The sequence below is a fragment of the Geobacter sp. AOG1 genome (genome assembly GCF_019972315.1).
GTDB lineage: Bacteria > Desulfobacterota > Desulfuromonadia > Geobacterales > Geobacteraceae > Geomobilimonas.
On the sequence record NZ_BLIZ01000001.1, the window covers coordinates 843,355 to 862,036 of the forward strand.

The window sequence follows — 18,682 nt, forward strand, 5'->3', positions numbered from 1 at the left end:
GGAAATGCCGGCATGCCTGACCGGTCCCGACCGGGGGAAAATCCATCACACAAGAGGCGGCCGGCTGCAACGGCCGCCTTTAACTTGGCATACGCCCCTGACAAAGTTTTGTCATAATTTTTTGAAGAGCATGCTCGTTTCAGTGTAATATTACCCATGACCATCCTCTTCTGGATCGCCGCTGCGACACTCATCCTCACCATCCTGGCCGCCCTCGACCTGATCGTCGGCAACCGTTCCGTGGCCGCTTTGCGCGATCTGTCGCCCGACCCCGCCCCCCTTCTCCCCCGTGTTTCCATTATCGTCGCCGCCCGCAACGAGCAGCGGAACATCCGCGAGGCGCTGCAGTCGCTGCTGCACCTCGGCTATCCCGACTACGAATTGATCGTGGTGGATGACCGCTCCGGGGACGAAACCGGCCGCATACTGGACGAAATGGCAGTTACGGACAGCCGGTTGCGGGTGATCCATGTGGAGGCCCTGCCACCGGGGTGGCTGGGGAAGAACCACGCCCTGTGGATTGCCAGCCGACGGGCCTGCGGGGATCTCTTGCTATTCACCGACGCCGATATCATCATGGAACCGACGCTGGTCACCCGTGCCGTGACGTATCTCAAGCTGAACGGACTCGACCACCTTGCCGCGACCCCCTCCATCCACATGCCGACCACCTTCCTGGGAATGTTCGGAACGGCCTTCATCGTCTTCTTTTCACTCTTCTCGCGCCCCTGGAAGGCCAGGGACCCCAAAAGCCTCTGCCACATCGGCATCGGCGCCTTCAACCTGGTCAAAACCTCGGTCTACCGGCAGGTGGGGGGGCACGAGACCATCCGTCTCCGGCCGGACGATGACATCAAGTTGGGTAAAATCATCAAGCGGGCAGGCTTCCACCAGGACGTGGTCTATGCCCCCGACTTCATGACGGTGGAGTGGTATGCGTCGCTGCGTGAAGTAATCAGGGGGCTGGAGAAGAACGCCTTCTCCGGTGCGGACTACAGCATTCCGCGGGTGCTGGGGGGCGCGCTGCTCCTCACTCTGGGCAGCATCTGGCCCTTTGCGGCCATCTTCCTTGCCCGTGGGGCGGTGCAGGGAATCTATCTGGCCACGGCGGCCCTGATCATGCTGGCTGTCGCCGACAGCGCCCGATTTCACCGCGCCCGGCCGTGGCATGCCATCGGCTACCCCCTGACGGCGACCCTGTTCGTCTTCATCCTGCTGCGCACCATGGCGCTGAACCTCTGGCAGGGTGGAATTTACTGGCGCGGCACGTTTTATCCGCTGAAAGAGCTGAAGGCCAACCGGATACCACGGCATTCTCTTGACAAACGGGCATAATACCGCCACCATAAACCGATCATTACCCTGATACTAAAGGAGCAGACGATGAACCAGTACGACATAGGTTACCCCCAGACCGGCGACCAGCTCGTTGCCGCCCAGAACACCCTCATCCGCCAGGTGTACGCCTGGATGGGGACGGGGCTTCTCCTTACCGCCCTGATGGCCGTGGTCACCCTCTCTTCCCCGACGCTCCTGCAAGCCATCACCGGCAACCGGCTCCTCTTCTACGGCCTGGTGTTCGGCGAGCTTGGTCTGGTGATCGCCCTTTCCAGCGCCATAAACCGGTTGAGCGCCGCCACGGCGACCATGCTGTTTCTCGTCTATTCGGCCCTGAACGGCATCACCTTCTCCATCATCTTCCTCGTTTACACCGCCGACTCCATCGCCTCCACCTTTCTCGTCACCGCCGGGATGTTCGGCGCCATGAGCGGTTACGGCTACATCACCAGGCGCGACCTCACTTCGTGGGGGAGCTTTCTCTTCATGGGACTGATCGGCGTGGTGATCGCGTCGGTCGTCAACATCTTCGTCGGCAGCAGCAGGGTTTCCTGGATCATCTCCGCCATAGGGGTGATCGTCTTCACGGGGCTGACCGCCTACGATACCTGGAAGATCAAGGCGATGGCCGCACAGGGGGGCGGGCGGAAGCCGGCCATCATGGGAGCTCTCACCCTCTACCTGGACTTCATAAACCTTTTCCTTATGCTGCTAAGGCTAGGGGGTAACCGGCGCTAGCCAGTTTCCGTCCAGTGATATCAGATGGATTGTAACGGGGGGAAAATGACGCCGGAACAACGGCCAGACCATGGGGAAGAAGGAATCGAGGTTCCCTACGACCGGATAAGCCCGGAAACCTTGCGGAACATGATCGAGGAGTTCGTCACGCGGGAGTGGGCGGATCTGAGCGATTCGGGGCATACGCTCGATGACAAGGTCAATCAGGTCATGCAGCAGCTGCGGGAGGGGAAGGTTAAGGTGGTGTTCGACTTCCGGTCGGAGACCGGGAACATCGTCGTCTGCCGGTGAAGGGAAGGACTCACACGCCGCACAGCAAAAAGCCCGCATAAGCGGGCTTTTTGCGTTCCATCCGATGGGCCGGCGGGGCCGGATCAATCGTCATGCTTGCCGTGTTTCTTGTGTTTCTTGTGCTCCTTGTAATGACCCTTGTGCTTGCCGTTGTCCTTCCTCCCCTCTTTGACGATGACCGTTTCCTGACGCACCACGGTCACGGGAGGGGGCTGGGGAGTGCCGACCTGCACCCTCACGTTGGGGGTGGCGACGTCGACGCCGACGCCGGCGATGGCAAAACTGGCAGTGGCAAGAACACCTACAATGCTGGCTAGTACCTTCTTCATTTCAGATTTCTCCTTCCTGCCCATAACGTGTTGATATATAGGGGAATAACAATAGATGACTTTCCCCCGGAAGTCAATCTTTACCTGAGCCCACCTGCCGCTGCCGGGAGCGGGCTTTCGCACCGCCTGAAGCGACGTCGACGCATCGCAAAAAAGCCCGGGGTGAGCGGGCTTTTTTCATGGTCGTCGTGCCGTGAAATCGGGATCAGTCTACCCGCTGGCGATAGGCATTCAGGAACCGGGCGTCCTCGTCGTAGGTGACCGGGAAGATGAACGGCACCGGCTGCGGCTGCATGGTGGCGTCGACGTTTCTGAAGGTAAAGAGACAGGAGTTGGAGAGTGCCTTGTCGCCGACGCCCCGAGCAAACCGCTCGATATTCGACTGGACGGTGATGGTCGTCTTGCCGGTATAGACCACTCGCGCGGTAAATTTCAGCTGGTCGCCGAGAAGCACCGGCTGGTTGAAGTTGATCCGGTTCACCTGGCACGGCACCACCCGGTCAGGGGCCACCATCTCGGCGGCCAGGGCGGCCAGTTCGTAGGCCCTCCTGATGAGATACCCGCCGAAAATGGTTTTTGGAACGTTTTCCTGTTCGGGATAGGCCCGCTGGGTGGATTGCAGCACGAGGGCGCTGGCACGGATGCCGCTGAATCCTTCGGCCTCCTGCTTCTTGTGCAACCCCTTGAGGAGCAGGTATTCATCGAGGGACGGCATCTCCTCGGCCTTTGCCAGGCTCTCCCGGTAAGTCTGCCGCCGCTGGTTGGCCTTTTCGTACCGTCGCTTCTCGGTGTCGAGGACATAGGCGAGGGGTGGCAGGGTGAGGCTCCGTCCCTGGCCCCCCTCGGTGGAACGTGCCACCATGGTGAAGTAAGCAGTCGCCACGTGTCCCGATCCCGGTCCCAGGTGTTCGATCCGGATACCGATTTCGAGGGACGATTTCCCCACGTGGTTGATCTGGGCCGAAAAGACCAGGTCGTGCTTCGTATCGGCCGGATGCCGCACTACCACACTGTCGATGGCGGCGGTGACGACCCTGGCGTCGGGGTAGAACCTGTTGACGTAAGCAAGGGCGGTGTTCTCGGCCACCTTGTCGAGGGTTTCGAGCAGCTTGCCGAACCGGATGTTGCCGGCCACGTCCCGATCGGTGGCGAGAAACCGCCGCGCCAGGGCGGGGTCTGTCGAGAAGGGAAGGACGAACAGATACCGCGTGTCGTGGGGCGTCAAGGTTTCGTCATGCTTCGATGATGGATCGTCTGGACTCATGGGGCTACCCGTTCCCGTGGATTTCCCAGCTGCGTTGATAATACCTGCCAGAGCGGGGTATGTCAAACGCACGCCATTTCTCCCGCGCACCACGCAAAATTGGGTTGCAATGACGCGCAAAATTAAGTATTACTAAGACACTGCCGGTAAGGAGAATTGATCATGCAGATACCCGTCGTGTACACCAATGGGTCCAACGGATTTGTCCCTTCCACTGCACTGGACTATCTGATCGAAGAGCAAGAAGTCGTCGCCTTCTGGGGATCGGATGGACTCATGCGCGCTTGCCACAATCCCCTGCAAAAGGAACCACGATCCGGACATGAGTCGGGAGAGCGGGCGAGTGACATGCCGTCGAACGGGGTCATGTTGCACCAGTATCGCCACATATGCATGGTTAAGTGATTCTCCCCCTTTCCACGTCCCCGCCGCAACGCACAAAGCCACACAAGCACAAATGCCGACAACCGTTTCACTATTCGCAAAAAAGCCGGAAACACCCCATGGGGCGCTCCCGGCTTTTTCATCTGACTTCTTATACCAATTTCAGATCAAGGATGAAATCAAGGCGGCGAGGATTGAGGCGACGCAGGCGTACAGACAGTACGTTGAGGAGCCGAAGATGAGCCAACGCAGATAGCGCCTTGATGTGGAATTGGTATTAATGGGGGCTACTTCTTCAGCACTTCCTCAGCAATAGTCCGCCCTAGGGCCTCGCACTGCTCCAGCACCTCCGGACGGGGGGTGAAAGGGGTACGGACGAAGGGGACCGGCAGCTTGAAATTGAGCCCCTTCAGGCGCTCCTCGGCCATCTTGCACGCCTCGCCGCTCCAGCCGTAGCTGCCAAAGACGGCGGCAATGGCAGTTTTCAGCTTGACCGAGGAGAGATAGGCGAGTACGTCCCACATCGGCTTGGGGATGTCCCGGTTGATGGTGGGGATGCCGAAGATGAGGGCGTCCGCCTCCTCCATGTGGTCGCGGATCTCGTCGACGGTGAGATGGTTGATGTGGTAGTTGAGCACTTCCACCCCCGGCAGAGCCGCACCCTTGGCGACGGCCGCCGCCATCTTTTCCGTGTTGCCATGGGGGGAGAGGAAGAATATGACCACCCTTTTCCCTTCGGCAACAGGCTGGCACCAGGTCTCATAGTAGCCGATATATTTCCACGGGTCGGAACGAAGCACCGGGCCGTGGCTGGGGCAGACCACCTCGAGCCGCTCCCCCTTGATCTTGGCGATGGCTGCCAGCGCCCGGTCCTTGAAGGGGCGCATGATACAGTCGAAGTAGAACTGCATGTCCTTGAGGTATTCCGGCAATTCGTCGTTGAAGATGGACGGGCCGCAGTAATGGGCACCGAAGGCATCACAGGTGAAGAGGGCGCCGTCCTCTTCCAGCAGGGCGAACATGGTATCGGGCCAGTGAAGGAACGGGGCGACGATAAAGCGGACATGCCGGTCCCCCAGGTCGATCACCTCCCCGTCCTTGACGATGTGGGCAGGGAACTCGGTGTGGATCAGGTTCTTGAGGAAGGTGTTGGCCGCCTGGGTGGAGACCACGGTCGCCTTAGGGCAGTTCTTGAGCATGAAAGCCAGCGACCCGGAATGATCCGGCTCGGTGTGGTTGATGATGAAGTAGTCCACCTCGGCAGGGTCGACGAGCTTTTTCACCTTGGCGAGGAACTCTTCGGCCCGTTCCTCCTTCACCGTGTCGACGATGGCGATCTTCTCCTTCCCCTTGATGAGGTAGGAGTTGTAGGTAGTCCCCTGCTCCGTGGGAAAGAGATCGTCGAAGGTGCGCAGGTCGGGGTCTTCGACCCCTATCCAGTAGAGTCCCGGTTTTATCTCGATCACGTCGTTCATGGAATCTATCTCCTTGTTGAGTAGTCGAATATGGCAAGCCCACAAATAATACCAAACTAGTCCTGTTGGGGCAAGGGAGAAGGTGGTAACACTTGAAAATCGATCGACGCTCGGCGCCACCATCGCGACGATAAAATCCTCTCCTTGACTTGTTTCGGAGCTTTCCGGTACTCTTTAATCTTTATGAAAAAATGGGGAGTTCGTGTGGCACTGATTGAGGACAAACTATACAAGCGGATCAAGAACGGTGTGGGGAGAGCAATTGCCGACTTCGGCCTGATCGAGGAGGGAGACCGGATCGCAGTGGCAGTGTCGGGAGGGAAGGACTCCTACACCCTGCTCCATATCCTGGCCGAACTGCAGCGGCGAGCCCCCATAAAATACGACATCATGGCGATAAATATCGACTCCGGCTATCCCGGCTTCAGGACCGACATCATCGTCGAGCACTTGCGGGAACACGGTTTCACCCACCACATGGAGGCGACCGACCACTACGGGATTATCAAGGAGAAGCGACGCCCCGACTCCTCCTACTGTTCCATCTGCGCCCGGCTCAAGCGGGGGGTGCTCTACGGCCTCGCCCAGCGGTTCGACTGCAACAAGCTGGCCCTGGGTCATCACATGGACGACTTCGTAGAAACTCTCCTGCTGAACCAGTTCTTCGTCGGGTCGCTCAAGGCAATGGCACCGCGTATGCTGGCTGACAACGGACATACCACTGTTATCCGTCCTCTGGTCTACGTGGAGGAGCAGGACATCGTCACCTTCTCCCGCCAGAACCGCTTCCCGGTAGTCTGCTGCTGCTGCCCAGTCTGCGGCGCTGCGGACCAGCAGCGCAAGCGGATGAAGGAACTGCTGCGCCACCTGGAGCAGGATATCCCCCACGTCAAGCGGAGCCTTTTGCGGGCACTTGCCAACGTGCAGCCGCGGCACCTGCTCGACCCGCTGCTACACAAAGTGACCTGCGCCGATGGCTAATCGCCCTGACGGTGGCCCGGACTTTAACCCGGCTCCGCCGCCAGTCGCGCCATGTATCCATGGCCGCTAGATATCCACAGTAGAGCACCAGTCCCGCACCGAACACCACGATCGGTTCCATGTCGTTTCCTCCCTCTTGGTCGATGGTGACAGGATACCAGTACGGTGTGACAAAATGTGTCGCAACAACAACGTTCTGGTCCAGCGCTCACTTCAAAATCTGAAGGTTGCATGCGCAACCTTCAGGGAGGCATCATGGGTAAACGTTTCATGCAGCCGCTCCGGATCGCCGTGCAGTGGGGGTATCTCCTCTTCATGGTCTATCTGGGCGTGGAATTTTTCCGCTTCGTTCGCTACTGCCGCACCGGAGGGGCCACCCCCTTTGTCCCCCGGCCGGAGGGGGTGGAGGGGTTCCTCCCCATCTCCGCCCTGGTAAGCCTCAAGGAGTGGGTACTGACGAAGGAGATCAACCCGGTCCACCCGGCAGGGCTCGTTATCTTCCTCACCATCGCCGTCGTCTCCCTCCTCCTCAAGCGCTCCTTCTGCTCTTGGGTCTGCCCGGTCGGCACCCTGTCTGAATTCTTCTGGAAGGGGGGGTTCGGCCTGCTCCGCCGCAACTATCGCCCCCCCCGCTGGCTCGACGTGGCACTGCGCGGCATCAAGTACCTGCTGCTCGTCTTCTTCCTCTACTCCATCCTTGTGGTCATGGGACCGGAGCAGGTGACAACCTTCGTCTATTCCGACTACAACAAGACCGCAGACGTGCGTATGCTCGACTTTTTCCTCCACCTCTCCCCCTTCGCCCTCGGGGTCTTCCTTTTTCTCACACTCCTTTCACTGCCGGTACGCAACCCCTTCTGCCGCTTCCTTTGTCCCTACGGCGCTCTCGTTGGACTCATCTCCATGCTGTCGCCCGCCAAGGTCAGCCGTGAGGGAGAGCTGTGTGTCTCGTGCGGCGTCTGCACCCAGGTCTGCCCTTCCTACATACCGGTCATGGCTAAGCGGCGGGTCCATTCCCCCGAATGCATCGGCTGCTGGCGCTGTATCAGCCACTGCCGTGCCGAGGGTGCCCTGGAGATGAAACTGACCGGACAGAAGGTCATCGTCCCCGGCCTACTGTTCGCCATCCTGGTGGTGCTCCTCTTCTGGGGGGGGACCATGGTGGGGCGGCTGACCGGCCACTGGCACACGGCGATCACGGTCCAGGAGTATATGCGGCTCATGGGGCGGTAGGGCAGTCCTTCGTGCCTCCATGGTGACTAGTTTATTGGGGATTCGGGAATGGCCGACAAGCGTTACAATGCATTTTCCGAGGAGCTGAAGCGGGTCTTCGGCTGCCGAGTACATCGGATATCCGTGGATGCCGGTTTCACCTGCCCGAACCGTGACGGCACCGTGGGGACGGATGGGTGCATTTACTGCGGCGGAGACGGGTCCGGTTCTTTCGGCATCTCACGCGGCCTCTCCATCACCGAGCAGTTGGCGGACGGAAAGGAGGTCATGGTCCGCAAGTACAAGGCAGCAAAGTTCATCGCCTACTTCCAGCCCTATTCCAACACCTACGCCCCGGTGGCGCGGTTGCGTACTCTCTACGACGAAGCGCTGGCAGTCCCTGACGTGGTCGGGCTCATCGTCGGGACCCGCCCCGATTGCCTCCCCCCCCCTGTCCTCGACCTCCTCGCCGACTACCACCGGCGCACCTACTTCTGGCTGGAGCTGGGGCTCCAGTCGGTCCACGACCGGACTCTTGCCCTCATCAACCGTGGTCATGACGCCGCGGTAACGGTGGCAGCCATCCGGGCCGCTAGTTCACGCGGCTTGCGTATCTGCGCCCATGTTATTCTGGGGCTGCCAGGGGAGAGCCGCGAGGAGACACTTGCAACAGCCGGTATGCTCAACGAGATGGGGGTGGAGGGGGTGAAGCTTCACCTTCTCCATGTCATGAGGGGAACGGAGCTGGCAGATCTCTATGAACAGGGGGACGTCAGGCTGCTTGACCGGGACGATTATGTGGGACTGGTTTGCGACTTCCTGGAACGGCTCGATCCACGCATCTTCATCCAGCGGCTCACCGGGGACGGTGGAAGGGACCACCTGATCGCGCCGCTCTGGTCCCTGGCTAAGTTCGAAGTGTTGAACGCCATAGACGCCGAACTTGCACGGCGAGGAACGCGGCAGGGGCAGCGGCTGACACCATGACGGCTCAGTAGTACTCTTCTCCATTCTCAGGAACCCCGTCGAGAAATCCGGGCACCCTTGCCGCACGCTCCATCGCCCCGTCCACGGCAGCGATGATCCTCTCCCGGTCCTTGGGATAGCTGCCGGCGAGGTTGAGAAAGTTGGAGACGTGGTTGGAACGGAGAATGGTCCGGGTGGGATTGAGGTTGTAGACGATCTCCCGCGCTTCGAGCATCAGCTCGCGACGGCTGCACTGCTGAAGGGTCCGGATAAAGTCGTCGTTGTGGCGGTGGAAGAGGGTAAGGAGGGAGAAGTACTCCGGATTGACCAGATTGACCCAGGCGGCCGTGGCCAGAGCGTGGTCCAGGCTCCGCCTGCTACCTGCCAGGCCAAGGATGGCAGTAACGGAAAGTTTAATTCCAGCTCCCCGCGCCTTCAGTGCCAGCTCGGCCATGGTGGCGGCATCGAACCCCTTACTTATGCTCTTCAGCGTGAGGTCGTCCCCCGACTCCAGACCGAAATAGAGGATACTGAGCCCTTTTCCCCTGAGCAGGGCAAGCTCAGCGGCGGATTTGGTGGTGAGACTGTTGGGTGAGGCATAGGAACCAACCCGGGCAAGCCGGGGGAAAAATGCCGCCAGGTCGTCGAGAATGGCCATGAGGCCGTCAAAGGGGTAGACGAGAGCATCACCATCGGCCAGGAAGACACGATCCACCTGGGAGCGATACTGGGACGGTAGTGAGACGATCTCATCCCGGACCTCGCCAACCGGTTTCAGGCGGAATTTCTTCCCCTTGTACATGCCACAGAAGTTGCAGTGGTTCTGTGAGCAGCCGATGGTGATCTGGAAGATGAGGCTGCGGGCCTCAGAGGGGGGTCGGAACAAGGGTTCGACGTAGTGGGGCATGGTTAGGCTTCCTTCACTTCACGTCCGTCAGGTCCACCTCGAACCCTTCAAAAGTTGGGAGCACCTCCGCTTCATCGTCCTCGTGGTAGTAGGCATAGACGAATTCGAGCCGCGCCGGTTTCTTCCCTGGCGGAACCGGCAGGGAGAGTCCCTGGTGGAGGAACGAGCCGGGCTGAACAACGGTGGGGAAAAAGGCGAAGGTGGCGCGACCGAGTTCTTCTCCTGTTACCGAAAGATGCCGCGTTCGCAACTCAAGGTTACGGATCGGCTGGGAGCCCACGGCGCGAATCCCACCGGTAACGGCAAGCTGGTCACCATTTTTCCAGACCCGCCACATGACTACAAGGTCCTTGAACTCGCGGGCACCTGATATGCCGGGACCATCGTCCCCTCCCCTGGCGGGTGCAGACATGCAGGTTCCACAAAGAACGAGGACGAGCAGGACGATAGTGATCGTCTTCACGTAGGTCTCCTCCACCCCTGCCATCATCGGTACTGGAGCATCTCCTGCAGATGCTCATACTCCTCCAGTTGCCGCTCAAGGGTTCGGAGTTCGGCGGGGGTATATACCGCCTCCCCCCGGGCGATCTCTCTCCGGAGCCGTACGAGTCGCTCGGTGATACTGTCAGTCCGCCGAGGGTTCGGTTCCTCCCCGAGCAGTTCCCGGTCTTTCACCTCGCCCATTTCCCCTCCCTCATCCAGCGTCAGTATATCAATTATACGGGCGCTCCGCCAGCAGCTCGCAAACTACCATCACGTTCAATTTGGACTAGCCCCATTCACCTTTTTCCCAACGATCGATTGCGCACCGGGCGCGGAATCCGATGAGCCCTGCCTCGCGCGCAACACGACGCAGCGCCATCAGCGCCTCTTCCGGTTTACGGGGGAGCAGGTAGACCGCTGCCATCCCAGCCACCACCGGGTCTGGATTGCGAGTAAGCGTAACAAGCCCCTCCTCTCCAGCCTCACCCCCACCAAGGATGCCAGCGGCAATCCGTGCTATGACATCTGCCTGGCGGTTGGCCGTTTCTTCGTCTAAGGATTCCAGTGCAGCGTGATGGCGCCGGGAAGCCCACACTAAGCGATTGAGAAGTCTTTCAAGTTGTGCAGATTCCATATATTCAGTACAAACCGCAATAATTGTATTCCAGCACCATGCAACTGGGCTCCAAGCAACCTATTGTATTTCGTAAGGGTATAGACGAAAAAACCCCTCTACCGGTGGGAAGAGGGGCTCTCATTTTTCATAACATGCCTGACTAGAGAAGTATCGCTTTCTGTGCCAGTTGCAGGATGATGCTCGGCACGATCCCCGGCACGATGACACCTACCGCCGAGATAGCGATGGATGCCCAGATTGCGGGACTGAGCTTCATCCAGTCGAATTCCTCAACCGGGTCCTTCATATACATGTAGACCATGACCCGGAGATAATAATAGCACGAAGCGGCACTGTTGAGGACACCGATGACGACGAGCCAGACATATCCGGATTTGAGTGCGGCGGAGAAGAGATAGAACTTACCGACAAAGCCGGCGGTGGGTGGCATCCCCGCAAGGGAGAAAAGGAAGAGCGCCATGATCATGGCAAGCACCGGATGTTTGACGCCGAATCCGGCGTAATCTTCCACATTGTTGTTCGGTTCACCCTTCTTGCCCACCAAGATGATGATGGCAAAGGCACCGATGTTCATGAATGCATAGGAGAGCATGTAGAAGAGAATGCCGGCAGTTCCTTCGCCATTGCCTGCGGTAAAACCGACCAGAGCATACCCTGCATGGGCAATGGAAGAGTAGGCGAGCATCCGTTTGATGTTGTTCTGGCTCAGGGCTATGATATTACCAACGGTCATGGTCAGCACTGCCAGTATCCAGAGAAGGTCACTCCAATCGGCCTTGAGCGTTGGCATAGCAACCATGAGCACGCGAATGAAAGCAGCGAAACCGGCAGCCTTAGGTCCTGCTGACATAAAGGCGGTCATGGGGGTCGGTGCTCCTTCATAAACGTCAGGGGTCCACATGTGGAACGGAGCAGCTGCGATCTTGAAAGAGAACCCCACCGCCATGAGCAGCATGCCGACCACAAACATCGGGTTGCTGGAAAGGGTGGCGTCCAAGGCTGCTGCTGAGGCTATCTTAGCAATTTTGGTGGTGCCGGTGGCACCGTAGGTAAGTGCCATACCGTAGAGGAGAAACCCGGTTGAAAAGGCCCCGAGAAGAAAGTACTTGAGACCAGCCTCGTTTGACTTGATGTTGGAACGGTTGTAGCCGGCCAGCACATAAAGGGAGACCGAAAGAACCTCCAGACCAAGGAAGATGGTCATGAGGTCCGTGCCGGACGCCATCAGCATCATGCCGGCCGTTGCAAAGAGGATAAGCGGATAGAGTTCGCCATAGTTGCACTCTTCCTTGACCATGTAGTGGTCGGAGATCAGGACCGCCAGCCCGGCTGAGATGAGAAATATCGCCTTGAAGAAGAGGGAGAAGTTGTCTTGCAGCACGGAGCCGTTGAACCCTTCCTGCATAGGAAGCGGAGCATTCCAGCCGCTGACGACGCTGAAGAAGGCGACGACGATGCCGATTAAGCTCAGGTAAGCCAAGTAGGCCTTCTGCTCGCCGGGAACGAAGACGTTGAGGAGCAGCAGCACCATGGCAACGATCGACAAGATCGTCTCAGGCATGATTGCGGCGAAGTTTATGGCTGGCATAACGAGTGTTTCCATCAAATATTTCCTCCGGTGACTATTCTGAAACCGTTATCGTGTTACTTCATCTCCAGAGCGGGGGGAGCCGCCATGGGAGCTGCCTGGGGGAGCATTGCAGGCATTTGCTGCTGAAGGCGCGCAGCCTGCTTGGTTTTGGTAAGCTGAATCATCCTGTCGATTGCCGGGTTCATCTTATCGATAAAAGGAGTGGGATAAACACCCATGACGAAGATCATGATTATGAGCGGCACCATGATGACTATCTCGCGTGCGTTGAGGTCTTTCAAGGTCTGATTCTTGGGATTGTTGAGCTCGCCGAACATGACCCGCTGGAACATCCAGAGCATATAGACGGCGGAAAGAATGACACCACTGGTTGCAATGATGGTGTACCAGCGCAGTTTGCTCTCGAAGGCACCGAGCAGGACGAGGAACTCGCCGACGAAGCCGTTTGTACCGGGTAGGCCGATGGACGACAGAGTTACGATCATAAAGACTGTGGCAAAGATCGGCATCTGCTTGGAGAGGCCGCCAAAGTCGGTGATCAGCCGGGTATGCCGGCGTTCATAGATAAAGCCGACGATAAGGAAGAGTGCTCCGGTGGAAACCCCGTGATTGAGCATCTGCAGCAGGCCGCCCGCTACCCCCTGCTGATTGAGGGCAAACACACCGAGCATGACGAAACCAAGGTGGGCGACAGATGAGTAGGCGACCAGTTTTTTGACGTCCTCCTGCACCATGGCTACCAGTGCAGCATAAATGATACCAATGACCGACAGGGTGGCGAATAACGGAGTAAACTTCTCAGTGGCATCGGGGAAAAGCGGCATGGCAAAGCGGACAAAACCGTAAGTGCCCATCTTCAGGAGGATGGCGGCCAGGATAACGGAGCCGGCTGTCGGTGCTTCGGTATGCGCGTCGGGCAACCAGGTGTGAAGAGGAAACATAGGAACTTTAATGGCAAATGCAAGTGCGAAAGCAAGGAACAGCCAGGTCTGGGTCCCCGGGTCAAGAGCAACCTGGTAGAAGTGGAGCAGGTTGAAATCGCCAGCACCTGCCTTGAAGTAGAGGAAGATAAGAGCCACCAGCATGAGGAGCGAACCGACCATGGTGTAGATGAAGAACTTGACGGCTGCGTAGATCTTCCGCTTGCCGCCCCAGATACCGATGATAAAGTACATCGGAATGAGCATGACTTCCCAGAAGATGTAGAAGAGGAACAGATCGATGGAGATGAAGGCCCCGAGCATGCCTACTTCAAGCAGCAGCAGGCAGATCATGTATTCCTTGACCTTTTCCTCCACGGCGGTCCAGGTGGAAAGCACCGCGATCGGCATTATGAAGGTGGTGAGGATCACGAGCCAGAGACTGATACCGTCAATACCGACGTGATAGTTCATCTGGAAGGGCCCGGCTGCGATCCAGGGAACCATCTCCACGAACTGAAACTCGGCGTTGGTCTGGAACCCGGTAACCAGCGGCAGGGATGCCAGGAAGGCAATAAGAGTCACCACCATTGTGAGTCCGCGGAGTACGGAGTGGTTATTCTTGTTGATGAAGAGGAGAAGAATTACCCCAATCAGCGGTGTGAAAGTAATTATGCTCAGTAACGCGGGCATCTGGTTCATTTACTCTGCTCCTTTTGCTCCTGTTAAAAATTGTCTGGGTACTACCGGAAGATATAGAACGCAACAATCACTACGGCGCCGAGGGTCATGCTGAACGCATAGTTAAATACATAGCCCGACTGGATGTAGCGCAGTATGCCACTGAAGCCCATGACGATGCTCCCCACTCCGTTGACAATACCGTCCACCACGACCACGTCGAACCCTTTCCAGAGGAAATTCCCCAAGGCCTTGCAGGGGTTGACGAAGAGGAAATCATAGAGCTCGTCAATGTACCATTTATTGTACACCGCCCGGTGCAGGGCCGGAAAAGCAGAGGTGAACTTTGCGGGAATCGTAGTGTCCTTCACATAGAGGACGAAGGCGATGCCGATACCGACAAAGGCAATCAGAACCGACAGCCCCATGAGTCCCCATTCAAGCGCCACGCTATGGTGACCGGCGACATGGGCATGTGCCTTGGTGAACTCCTCTGAAAATTCAAATACGGGCGCCAGGAAGTGTTCAAAGTAGTTGGGTATTCCGCCAAGCAATTCACCGAGGATCTTCGGCATGCCGATATAGCCGCCGACCACCGACAGAAACGCGAGAACGATGAGCGGGAAAACGATCACCATGGGTGATTCGTGGAGGTGGTCCTTTGCCTTGGGGGTAATCCGGCATTCCCCGTGAAAGGTCATGAATACGAGACGGAACATGTAGAAAGCGGTAAGCAGCGCCGCACAAGCACCGAAGGCCCAGAGCAGAATGTTCAGGCTGCCGTGGTGCGGATTGGCAAACGCCTGCCAGAGAATTTCGTCTTTTGAGAAGAAACCAGCAAAGCCTGGGATACCTGCGATCGCGATGGTTGCAATGAGGAACGTACCGTAAGTAAGGGGCATTTTCGACTTTAAGCCACCCATGTTTCGCATGTCCTGTGCGTCATCATGGGAATGACAGTGGTGCAGGGCGTGGTGCATGGAGTGAATAACGGCACCGGACCCGAGGAACAGACAGGCCTTGAAGAAGGCGTGGGTCATCAGGTGGAAAATGCCTGCGGCAAAGGCTCCGACCCCCATGGCCAAGAACATGTAGCCGAGCTGGGAGACGGTGGAGTAGGCAAGGACCCGTTTGATGTCGTTCTGAGCCGTGCCGATGGTGGCAGCGAACAGTGCCGTTGCGCCACCGATGAGAGCTACCACCATCATGGTGGTGGGAGCTTGTATGTAGAGGAAATTCATGCGACCGATCATGTAGACACCGGCAGTGACCATGGTGGCTGCATGGATGAGTGCAGAAACCGGCGTCGGGCCCTCCATAGCATCAGGCAACCATGTGTAGAGTGGTATCTGTGCAGATTTACCAGTGGCGCCGACGAAGAAGACAAGCGTTATAACCGTCAGCAGCGTGCACCCCTGGAAGAGTTCGGCATGCTTGGCAAGTTCGGTAAATTGTATGGTCCAGATACCATGATTCTGGCCAAGCCACCAGTAGAGGGTGAACACGCCGAGAAGAAACCCGAAGTCACCGACCCGGTTCATGACGAATGCCTTTTTGCCTGCATCTCCGGCGGATTTCTTGTGGAAATAGTAGCCAATGAGAAGATATGAGCAGAGACCGACACCCTCCCAACCGACGAACATGAGGAGCAGGTTGTTCCCCATCACCAAGAGGAGCATGGAGAAGGTGAACAGGTTGAGGTAGGCGAAGAAACGGTAGAACCCTTCCTCACCGTGCATGTAACCGATGGAGTAAACATGAATCAGGAATCCGACTCCTGTCACCACCATGAGCATGACGCAGGAAAGGGGATCGATCAGGAAGGCGACATCAGCCTGGAATGTCCCTGATTTTATCCACGTGAATACCGGGACATTATGCACCCGTTCGTGAACTGGCAGGGATATGATGTTGAAGAGCGTCATGCACGCCACCGCGAAAGAGCAAAGCACTGCGAGCGCGCCAATCCCGCCGATCACCTTTTCTTCCTTGATGGCCTTTCCGAATAATCCGTTAATCAAAAAACCGATCAGGGGAAAGAGAGGTATAAGCCATACATTATCAAACATTCCAGACTCCTTGTCCGTATAGTTCCTGAAACTTGAGTGCAGTTACAACTTCATCACATTAATATCTTCTACGTCGATCGACTCGCGGTTCTTGAAGAAGGCAATCATCAGCGCCAGACCGACAGCCGCCTCGGCAGCAGCAACCGTCATGACGAAGAAGACGAAGACCTGACCGTCGATATTGCCCAAGTGTTTTGAAAGGGCAATGAATGTCAGGTTGACTGCGTTGAGCATCATCTCGACGCACATGAAGATGACGATGGCGTTTCGTCTGATCAGCACCCCGAGGGTCCCGATGGAGAACAGTATTGCGCTCAGAATGAGGTACTTCTCTAACATTTCATCACCCCTGACTGGTTAGATTTTCTTTTTCGACAGGATAACTGCACCGATAATAGCGACCAGAAGTAGCAGTGACGTAATCTCAAAGGGGAGGAGGAATTCGCTGTACATGGCCTTCCCTATCAATTCGGTATGCCCGATCTTTTCGATCACGTTGCTGGTAAGCGGCCCCATCCCTTCCTTGGCTGGCGTGCTTCGGAACAGGAAGTAGCAGGCCTCAAAGAGTACAAAGAAGGCAAGAATGCTACTGACGGCAACGGCATGGTTCGTACGTTTCCCCGTTTCACTCCTGATATTGAGGAGCATGATGACGAAGACGATGAGGACCATGATCGCACCCGCGTAGACAATGACCTGGATGGCCGCCATGAACGGAGCATCCAGCATGACGTAGAAGGTCGCCAGGCAAAAGAAGGTCATGACCAGAGACAGTGCGCTGTTGATCGGGTTCTTGCAGGTGATGACCAGGATGCTGGAAAGGACAGCCACTGCTGCCACAATGGTAAAGAAGAGGGTTTCCATTGCTGCTCCTTTATTTCTTTTCTAAGAGTCTTTCTTTAACGAAAACGAAGTCTTCACGCTTATAGTTGGCCAGTTCAAACTCCTGGGTCATCTTCAGTGCATCGACGGGGCAGGCCTCAACGCAGTATCCGCAGAATATGCAGCGGAGCAGGTCTATTTCGTAGCGTGCCGCATACTTGTCGTGCTTTGCGTCCTCTCCCGCCTCAACGGTAATACATTTAGCCGGGCAGACCGTCGGGCAGAGATAACAGGCAACACATTTAGCCTGTTCATGGGAAACCTTGAGAGCGTGAAGTCCACGGTAATTCGGGACGACGACGGGTCGTTCTTTCGGATACTGGAGGGTAACCGGCTTCTTGAACATGTGGAGAAACGTTATCTTCAGACCTTGCAGCAATGGCATTATCATGCGAATTTACCTCTTTTCGTTATTAATCCCTACATGATGAATGAAAACCACGGTTCGGTTCCAAACGCCATAATCCAGAGAGCGGTGAGAACAACAAGTACCAGCGTGATCGGCAGAAATACCTTCCATCCCAGTCGCATAAGCTGGTCATAACGGTAGCGCGGGTAGGTAGCCCGAATCCACATGCAGCAGAAGATCAGGAAATAGACCTTGGCAACGAACCACATCCATCCCGGAAGGAACGCCGGCCCATGCCACCCTCCCAGGAAAAGGGTCGTAGTGACCGCGCAGACCGTTACCATGTTGGCATACTCAGCCATGAAGAACATGGCGTATTTCATACTGGAATACTCGGTACAGAAGCCGGAGACCAGTTCTGTTTCCGCTTCGGGAAGGTCGAAGGGGGTGCGGTTGATTTCAGCAATTGAGCAGATGAAGAATATGATCCCTGCCACAAAGGTGCAGGGGTTACGGAACAGGTACCATCCGGTTACACCGAAGGCCCCGGCCTGGTCCGCAACGATCTGGTTAAGGGAAAGAGATCCCGACATGAGAAAGACAGTAATGATTGCAAGGCCTGCGGCCAGTTCGTAGGAGATCATCTGTGCCGAAGCGCGGAGACCACCCAGCAGAGAGTATTTGCTGTTGGAGGACCACCCGGCAAGGACAATGCCGTAAACGCCGAGGGACGCCATGCCGAGTATATAGAGAACGCCGACATTTAAGTCGAGCACTTTACCTACCTGGGGGTCATACACCGATGCAATCTGCAGAGGGATCGTGTAGCCGAATACTTCGATGTTGCCGCCGAAGGGGATGACGGCAAAGGAGATGAACGCGGGCACCAGGGCGATGAGCGGTGCAACCAGGAAGGCAAAGGTACTCGCCTGTTTCGGGATGATCTCTTCCTTGAAAAAAAGTTTGAGCCCGTCCGCAATCGGCTGGAGAAGGCCATACCAACCGGTCCGCATCGGTCCCAGCCGTACCTGCATGAAACCGATGACTTTCCGTTCTGCGTAGGTTGCATAAGCCACCGTCAACAGTACGAATACAAAGGCTACGAGAACCTTGGCGACCATGGCGACATAGTACATCGGTGGCAGTGCTAATAGAGCGTCCATGTGTTCCTCTTCCCCTCGAAAA

The 18,682-nt window shown here is 57.0% G+C and carries 21 protein-coding genes; 7 read left to right on the plus strand and 14 right to left on the minus strand.

Annotation, left to right across the window (positions count from 1 at the left end; all coding sequences use genetic code 11):
- The first annotated feature begins 156 nt into the window (after positions 1-156).
- Genes LDN04_RS03770 through LDN04_RS03780 form a run of 3 tightly spaced genes read left to right on the plus strand, consistent with a single transcriptional unit; the run spans position 157 to position 2,367 of the window.
- On the plus strand, positions 157-1,335 hold the full coding sequence (locus LDN04_RS03770) for a glycosyltransferase family 2 protein (RefSeq protein ID WP_223906492.1): 1,179 nt from the start codon (positions 157-159) through the stop codon (positions 1,333-1,335).
- Positions 1,336-1,383: 48 nt separating this feature from the next.
- Positions 1,384-2,076: a Bax inhibitor-1/YccA family protein gene (locus LDN04_RS03775; protein WP_223906494.1), complete on the plus strand. Its 693-nt coding sequence runs from the start codon at positions 1,384-1,386 to the stop codon at positions 2,074-2,076.
- Between the two features lie 45 nt (positions 2,077-2,121).
- Positions 2,122-2,367, plus strand: coding sequence for a YheU family protein (locus LDN04_RS03780; RefSeq protein WP_223906497.1), 246 nt, complete (start codon positions 2,122-2,124; stop codon positions 2,365-2,367).
- 83 nt (positions 2,368-2,450) lie between these two features.
- Here the strand turns inward: LDN04_RS03780 and LDN04_RS03785 are convergent, their stop codons facing one another.
- Together LDN04_RS03785 and LDN04_RS03790 are read right to left on the minus strand one after the other, a co-directional pair.
- Positions 2,451-2,696, minus strand: a complete 246-nt coding sequence (locus LDN04_RS03785) for a hypothetical protein (protein ID WP_223906499.1) — start codon at positions 2,694-2,696, stop codon at positions 2,451-2,453.
- 205 nt (positions 2,697-2,901) lie between these two features.
- Entirely contained in the window at positions 2,902-3,960 is a 1,059-nt protein-coding gene (locus LDN04_RS03790) for a hotdog domain-containing protein (RefSeq protein WP_223906502.1), read from the minus strand.
- 162 nt (positions 3,961-4,122) lie between these two features.
- Between LDN04_RS03790 and LDN04_RS03795 the strand changes: the two genes are divergently transcribed.
- Entirely contained in the window at positions 4,123-4,365 is a 243-nt protein-coding gene (locus tag LDN04_RS03795; RefSeq protein ID WP_223906505.1) for a hypothetical protein, read from the plus strand.
- Between the two features lie 266 nt (positions 4,366-4,631).
- Here LDN04_RS03795 and LDN04_RS03800 read toward each other — a convergent pair whose 3' ends face one another.
- Positions 4,632-5,819 (minus strand): FprA family A-type flavoprotein, encoded by a 1,188-nt coding sequence (locus LDN04_RS03800; RefSeq protein ID WP_223906508.1) that lies wholly within the window; start codon positions 5,817-5,819, stop codon positions 4,632-4,634.
- A gap of 204 nt (positions 5,820-6,023) precedes the next feature.
- On the opposite strand from LDN04_RS03800, the gene ttcA reads away from it, so the two are divergent.
- From ttcA to LDN04_RS03815, 3 genes are all read left to right on the plus strand, one after another.
- Positions 6,024-6,800 carry a tRNA 2-thiocytidine(32) synthetase TtcA gene (gene ttcA / locus LDN04_RS03805; protein WP_223906511.1) on the plus strand — a complete coding sequence of 259 codons (777 nt, stop codon included), beginning with the start codon at positions 6,024-6,026 and terminating at the stop codon, positions 6,798-6,800.
- Positions 6,801-7,055: 255 nt separating this feature from the next.
- Positions 7,056-8,033: a 4Fe-4S binding protein gene (locus tag LDN04_RS03810; protein ID WP_223906514.1), complete on the plus strand. Its 978-nt coding sequence runs from the start codon at positions 7,056-7,058 to the stop codon at positions 8,031-8,033.
- A gap of 48 nt (positions 8,034-8,081) precedes the next feature.
- Positions 8,082-8,999, plus strand: coding sequence for a TIGR01212 family radical SAM protein (locus tag LDN04_RS03815; RefSeq protein ID WP_223906517.1), 918 nt, complete (start codon positions 8,082-8,084; stop codon positions 8,997-8,999).
- Positions 9,000-9,003: 4 nt separating this feature from the next.
- Here LDN04_RS03815 and LDN04_RS03820 read toward each other — a convergent pair whose 3' ends face one another.
- The 11 genes from LDN04_RS03820 to nuoH all read right to left on the minus strand — a co-directional run bounded on the left by LDN04_RS03820 (position 9,004) and on the right by nuoH (position 18,660).
- On the minus strand, positions 9,004-9,885 hold the full coding sequence (locus LDN04_RS03820) for a radical SAM protein (protein WP_223906520.1): 882 nt from the start codon (positions 9,883-9,885) through the stop codon (positions 9,004-9,006).
- A gap of 13 nt (positions 9,886-9,898) precedes the next feature.
- A complete protein-coding gene (locus LDN04_RS03825; RefSeq protein WP_223906523.1) occupies positions 9,899-10,348 on the minus strand; it encodes a hypothetical protein in 450 nt (149 codons plus the stop codon).
- 23 nt (positions 10,349-10,371) lie between these two features.
- Positions 10,372-10,569 (minus strand): hypothetical protein, encoded by a 198-nt coding sequence (locus LDN04_RS03830; protein ID WP_223906526.1) that lies wholly within the window; start codon positions 10,567-10,569, stop codon positions 10,372-10,374.
- A gap of 85 nt (positions 10,570-10,654) precedes the next feature.
- Entirely contained in the window at positions 10,655-11,002 is a 348-nt protein-coding gene (locus LDN04_RS03835) for a hypothetical protein (RefSeq protein WP_223906530.1), read from the minus strand.
- Positions 11,003-11,144: 142 nt separating this feature from the next.
- Positions 11,145-12,608: an NADH-quinone oxidoreductase subunit N gene (locus LDN04_RS03840; RefSeq protein WP_223906533.1), complete on the minus strand. Its 1,464-nt coding sequence runs from the start codon at positions 12,606-12,608 to the stop codon at positions 11,145-11,147.
- Between the two features lie 41 nt (positions 12,609-12,649).
- Positions 12,650-14,218: an NADH-quinone oxidoreductase subunit M gene (locus LDN04_RS03845; RefSeq protein WP_223906536.1), complete on the minus strand. Its 1,569-nt coding sequence runs from the start codon at positions 14,216-14,218 to the stop codon at positions 12,650-12,652.
- 41 nt (positions 14,219-14,259) lie between these two features.
- The gene (gene nuoL / locus LDN04_RS03850) at positions 14,260-16,266 is read right to left on the minus strand and encodes an NADH-quinone oxidoreductase subunit L (protein WP_223906539.1); all 2,007 of its coding nucleotides are present in this window, start codon (positions 16,264-16,266) and stop codon (positions 14,260-14,262) included.
- Between the two features lie 42 nt (positions 16,267-16,308).
- Positions 16,309-16,605: an NADH-quinone oxidoreductase subunit NuoK gene (nuoK, locus tag LDN04_RS03855; RefSeq protein ID WP_223906542.1), complete on the minus strand. Its 297-nt coding sequence runs from the start codon at positions 16,603-16,605 to the stop codon at positions 16,309-16,311.
- Positions 16,606-16,623: 18 nt separating this feature from the next.
- Positions 16,624-17,130 carry an NADH-quinone oxidoreductase subunit J gene (locus tag LDN04_RS03860; protein ID WP_223906545.1) on the minus strand — a complete coding sequence of 169 codons (507 nt, stop codon included), beginning with the start codon at positions 17,128-17,130 and terminating at the stop codon, positions 16,624-16,626.
- A 10-nt stretch (positions 17,131-17,140) separates the two neighbouring features.
- Entirely contained in the window at positions 17,141-17,539 is a 399-nt protein-coding gene (nuoI, locus tag LDN04_RS03865; protein ID WP_214173863.1) for an NADH-quinone oxidoreductase subunit NuoI, read from the minus strand.
- A gap of 29 nt (positions 17,540-17,568) precedes the next feature.
- Positions 17,569-18,660: an NADH-quinone oxidoreductase subunit NuoH gene (gene nuoH / locus LDN04_RS03870; RefSeq protein WP_223906549.1), complete on the minus strand. Its 1,092-nt coding sequence runs from the start codon at positions 18,658-18,660 to the stop codon at positions 17,569-17,571.
- Between the last annotated feature and the right edge of the window lie 22 nt (positions 18,661-18,682).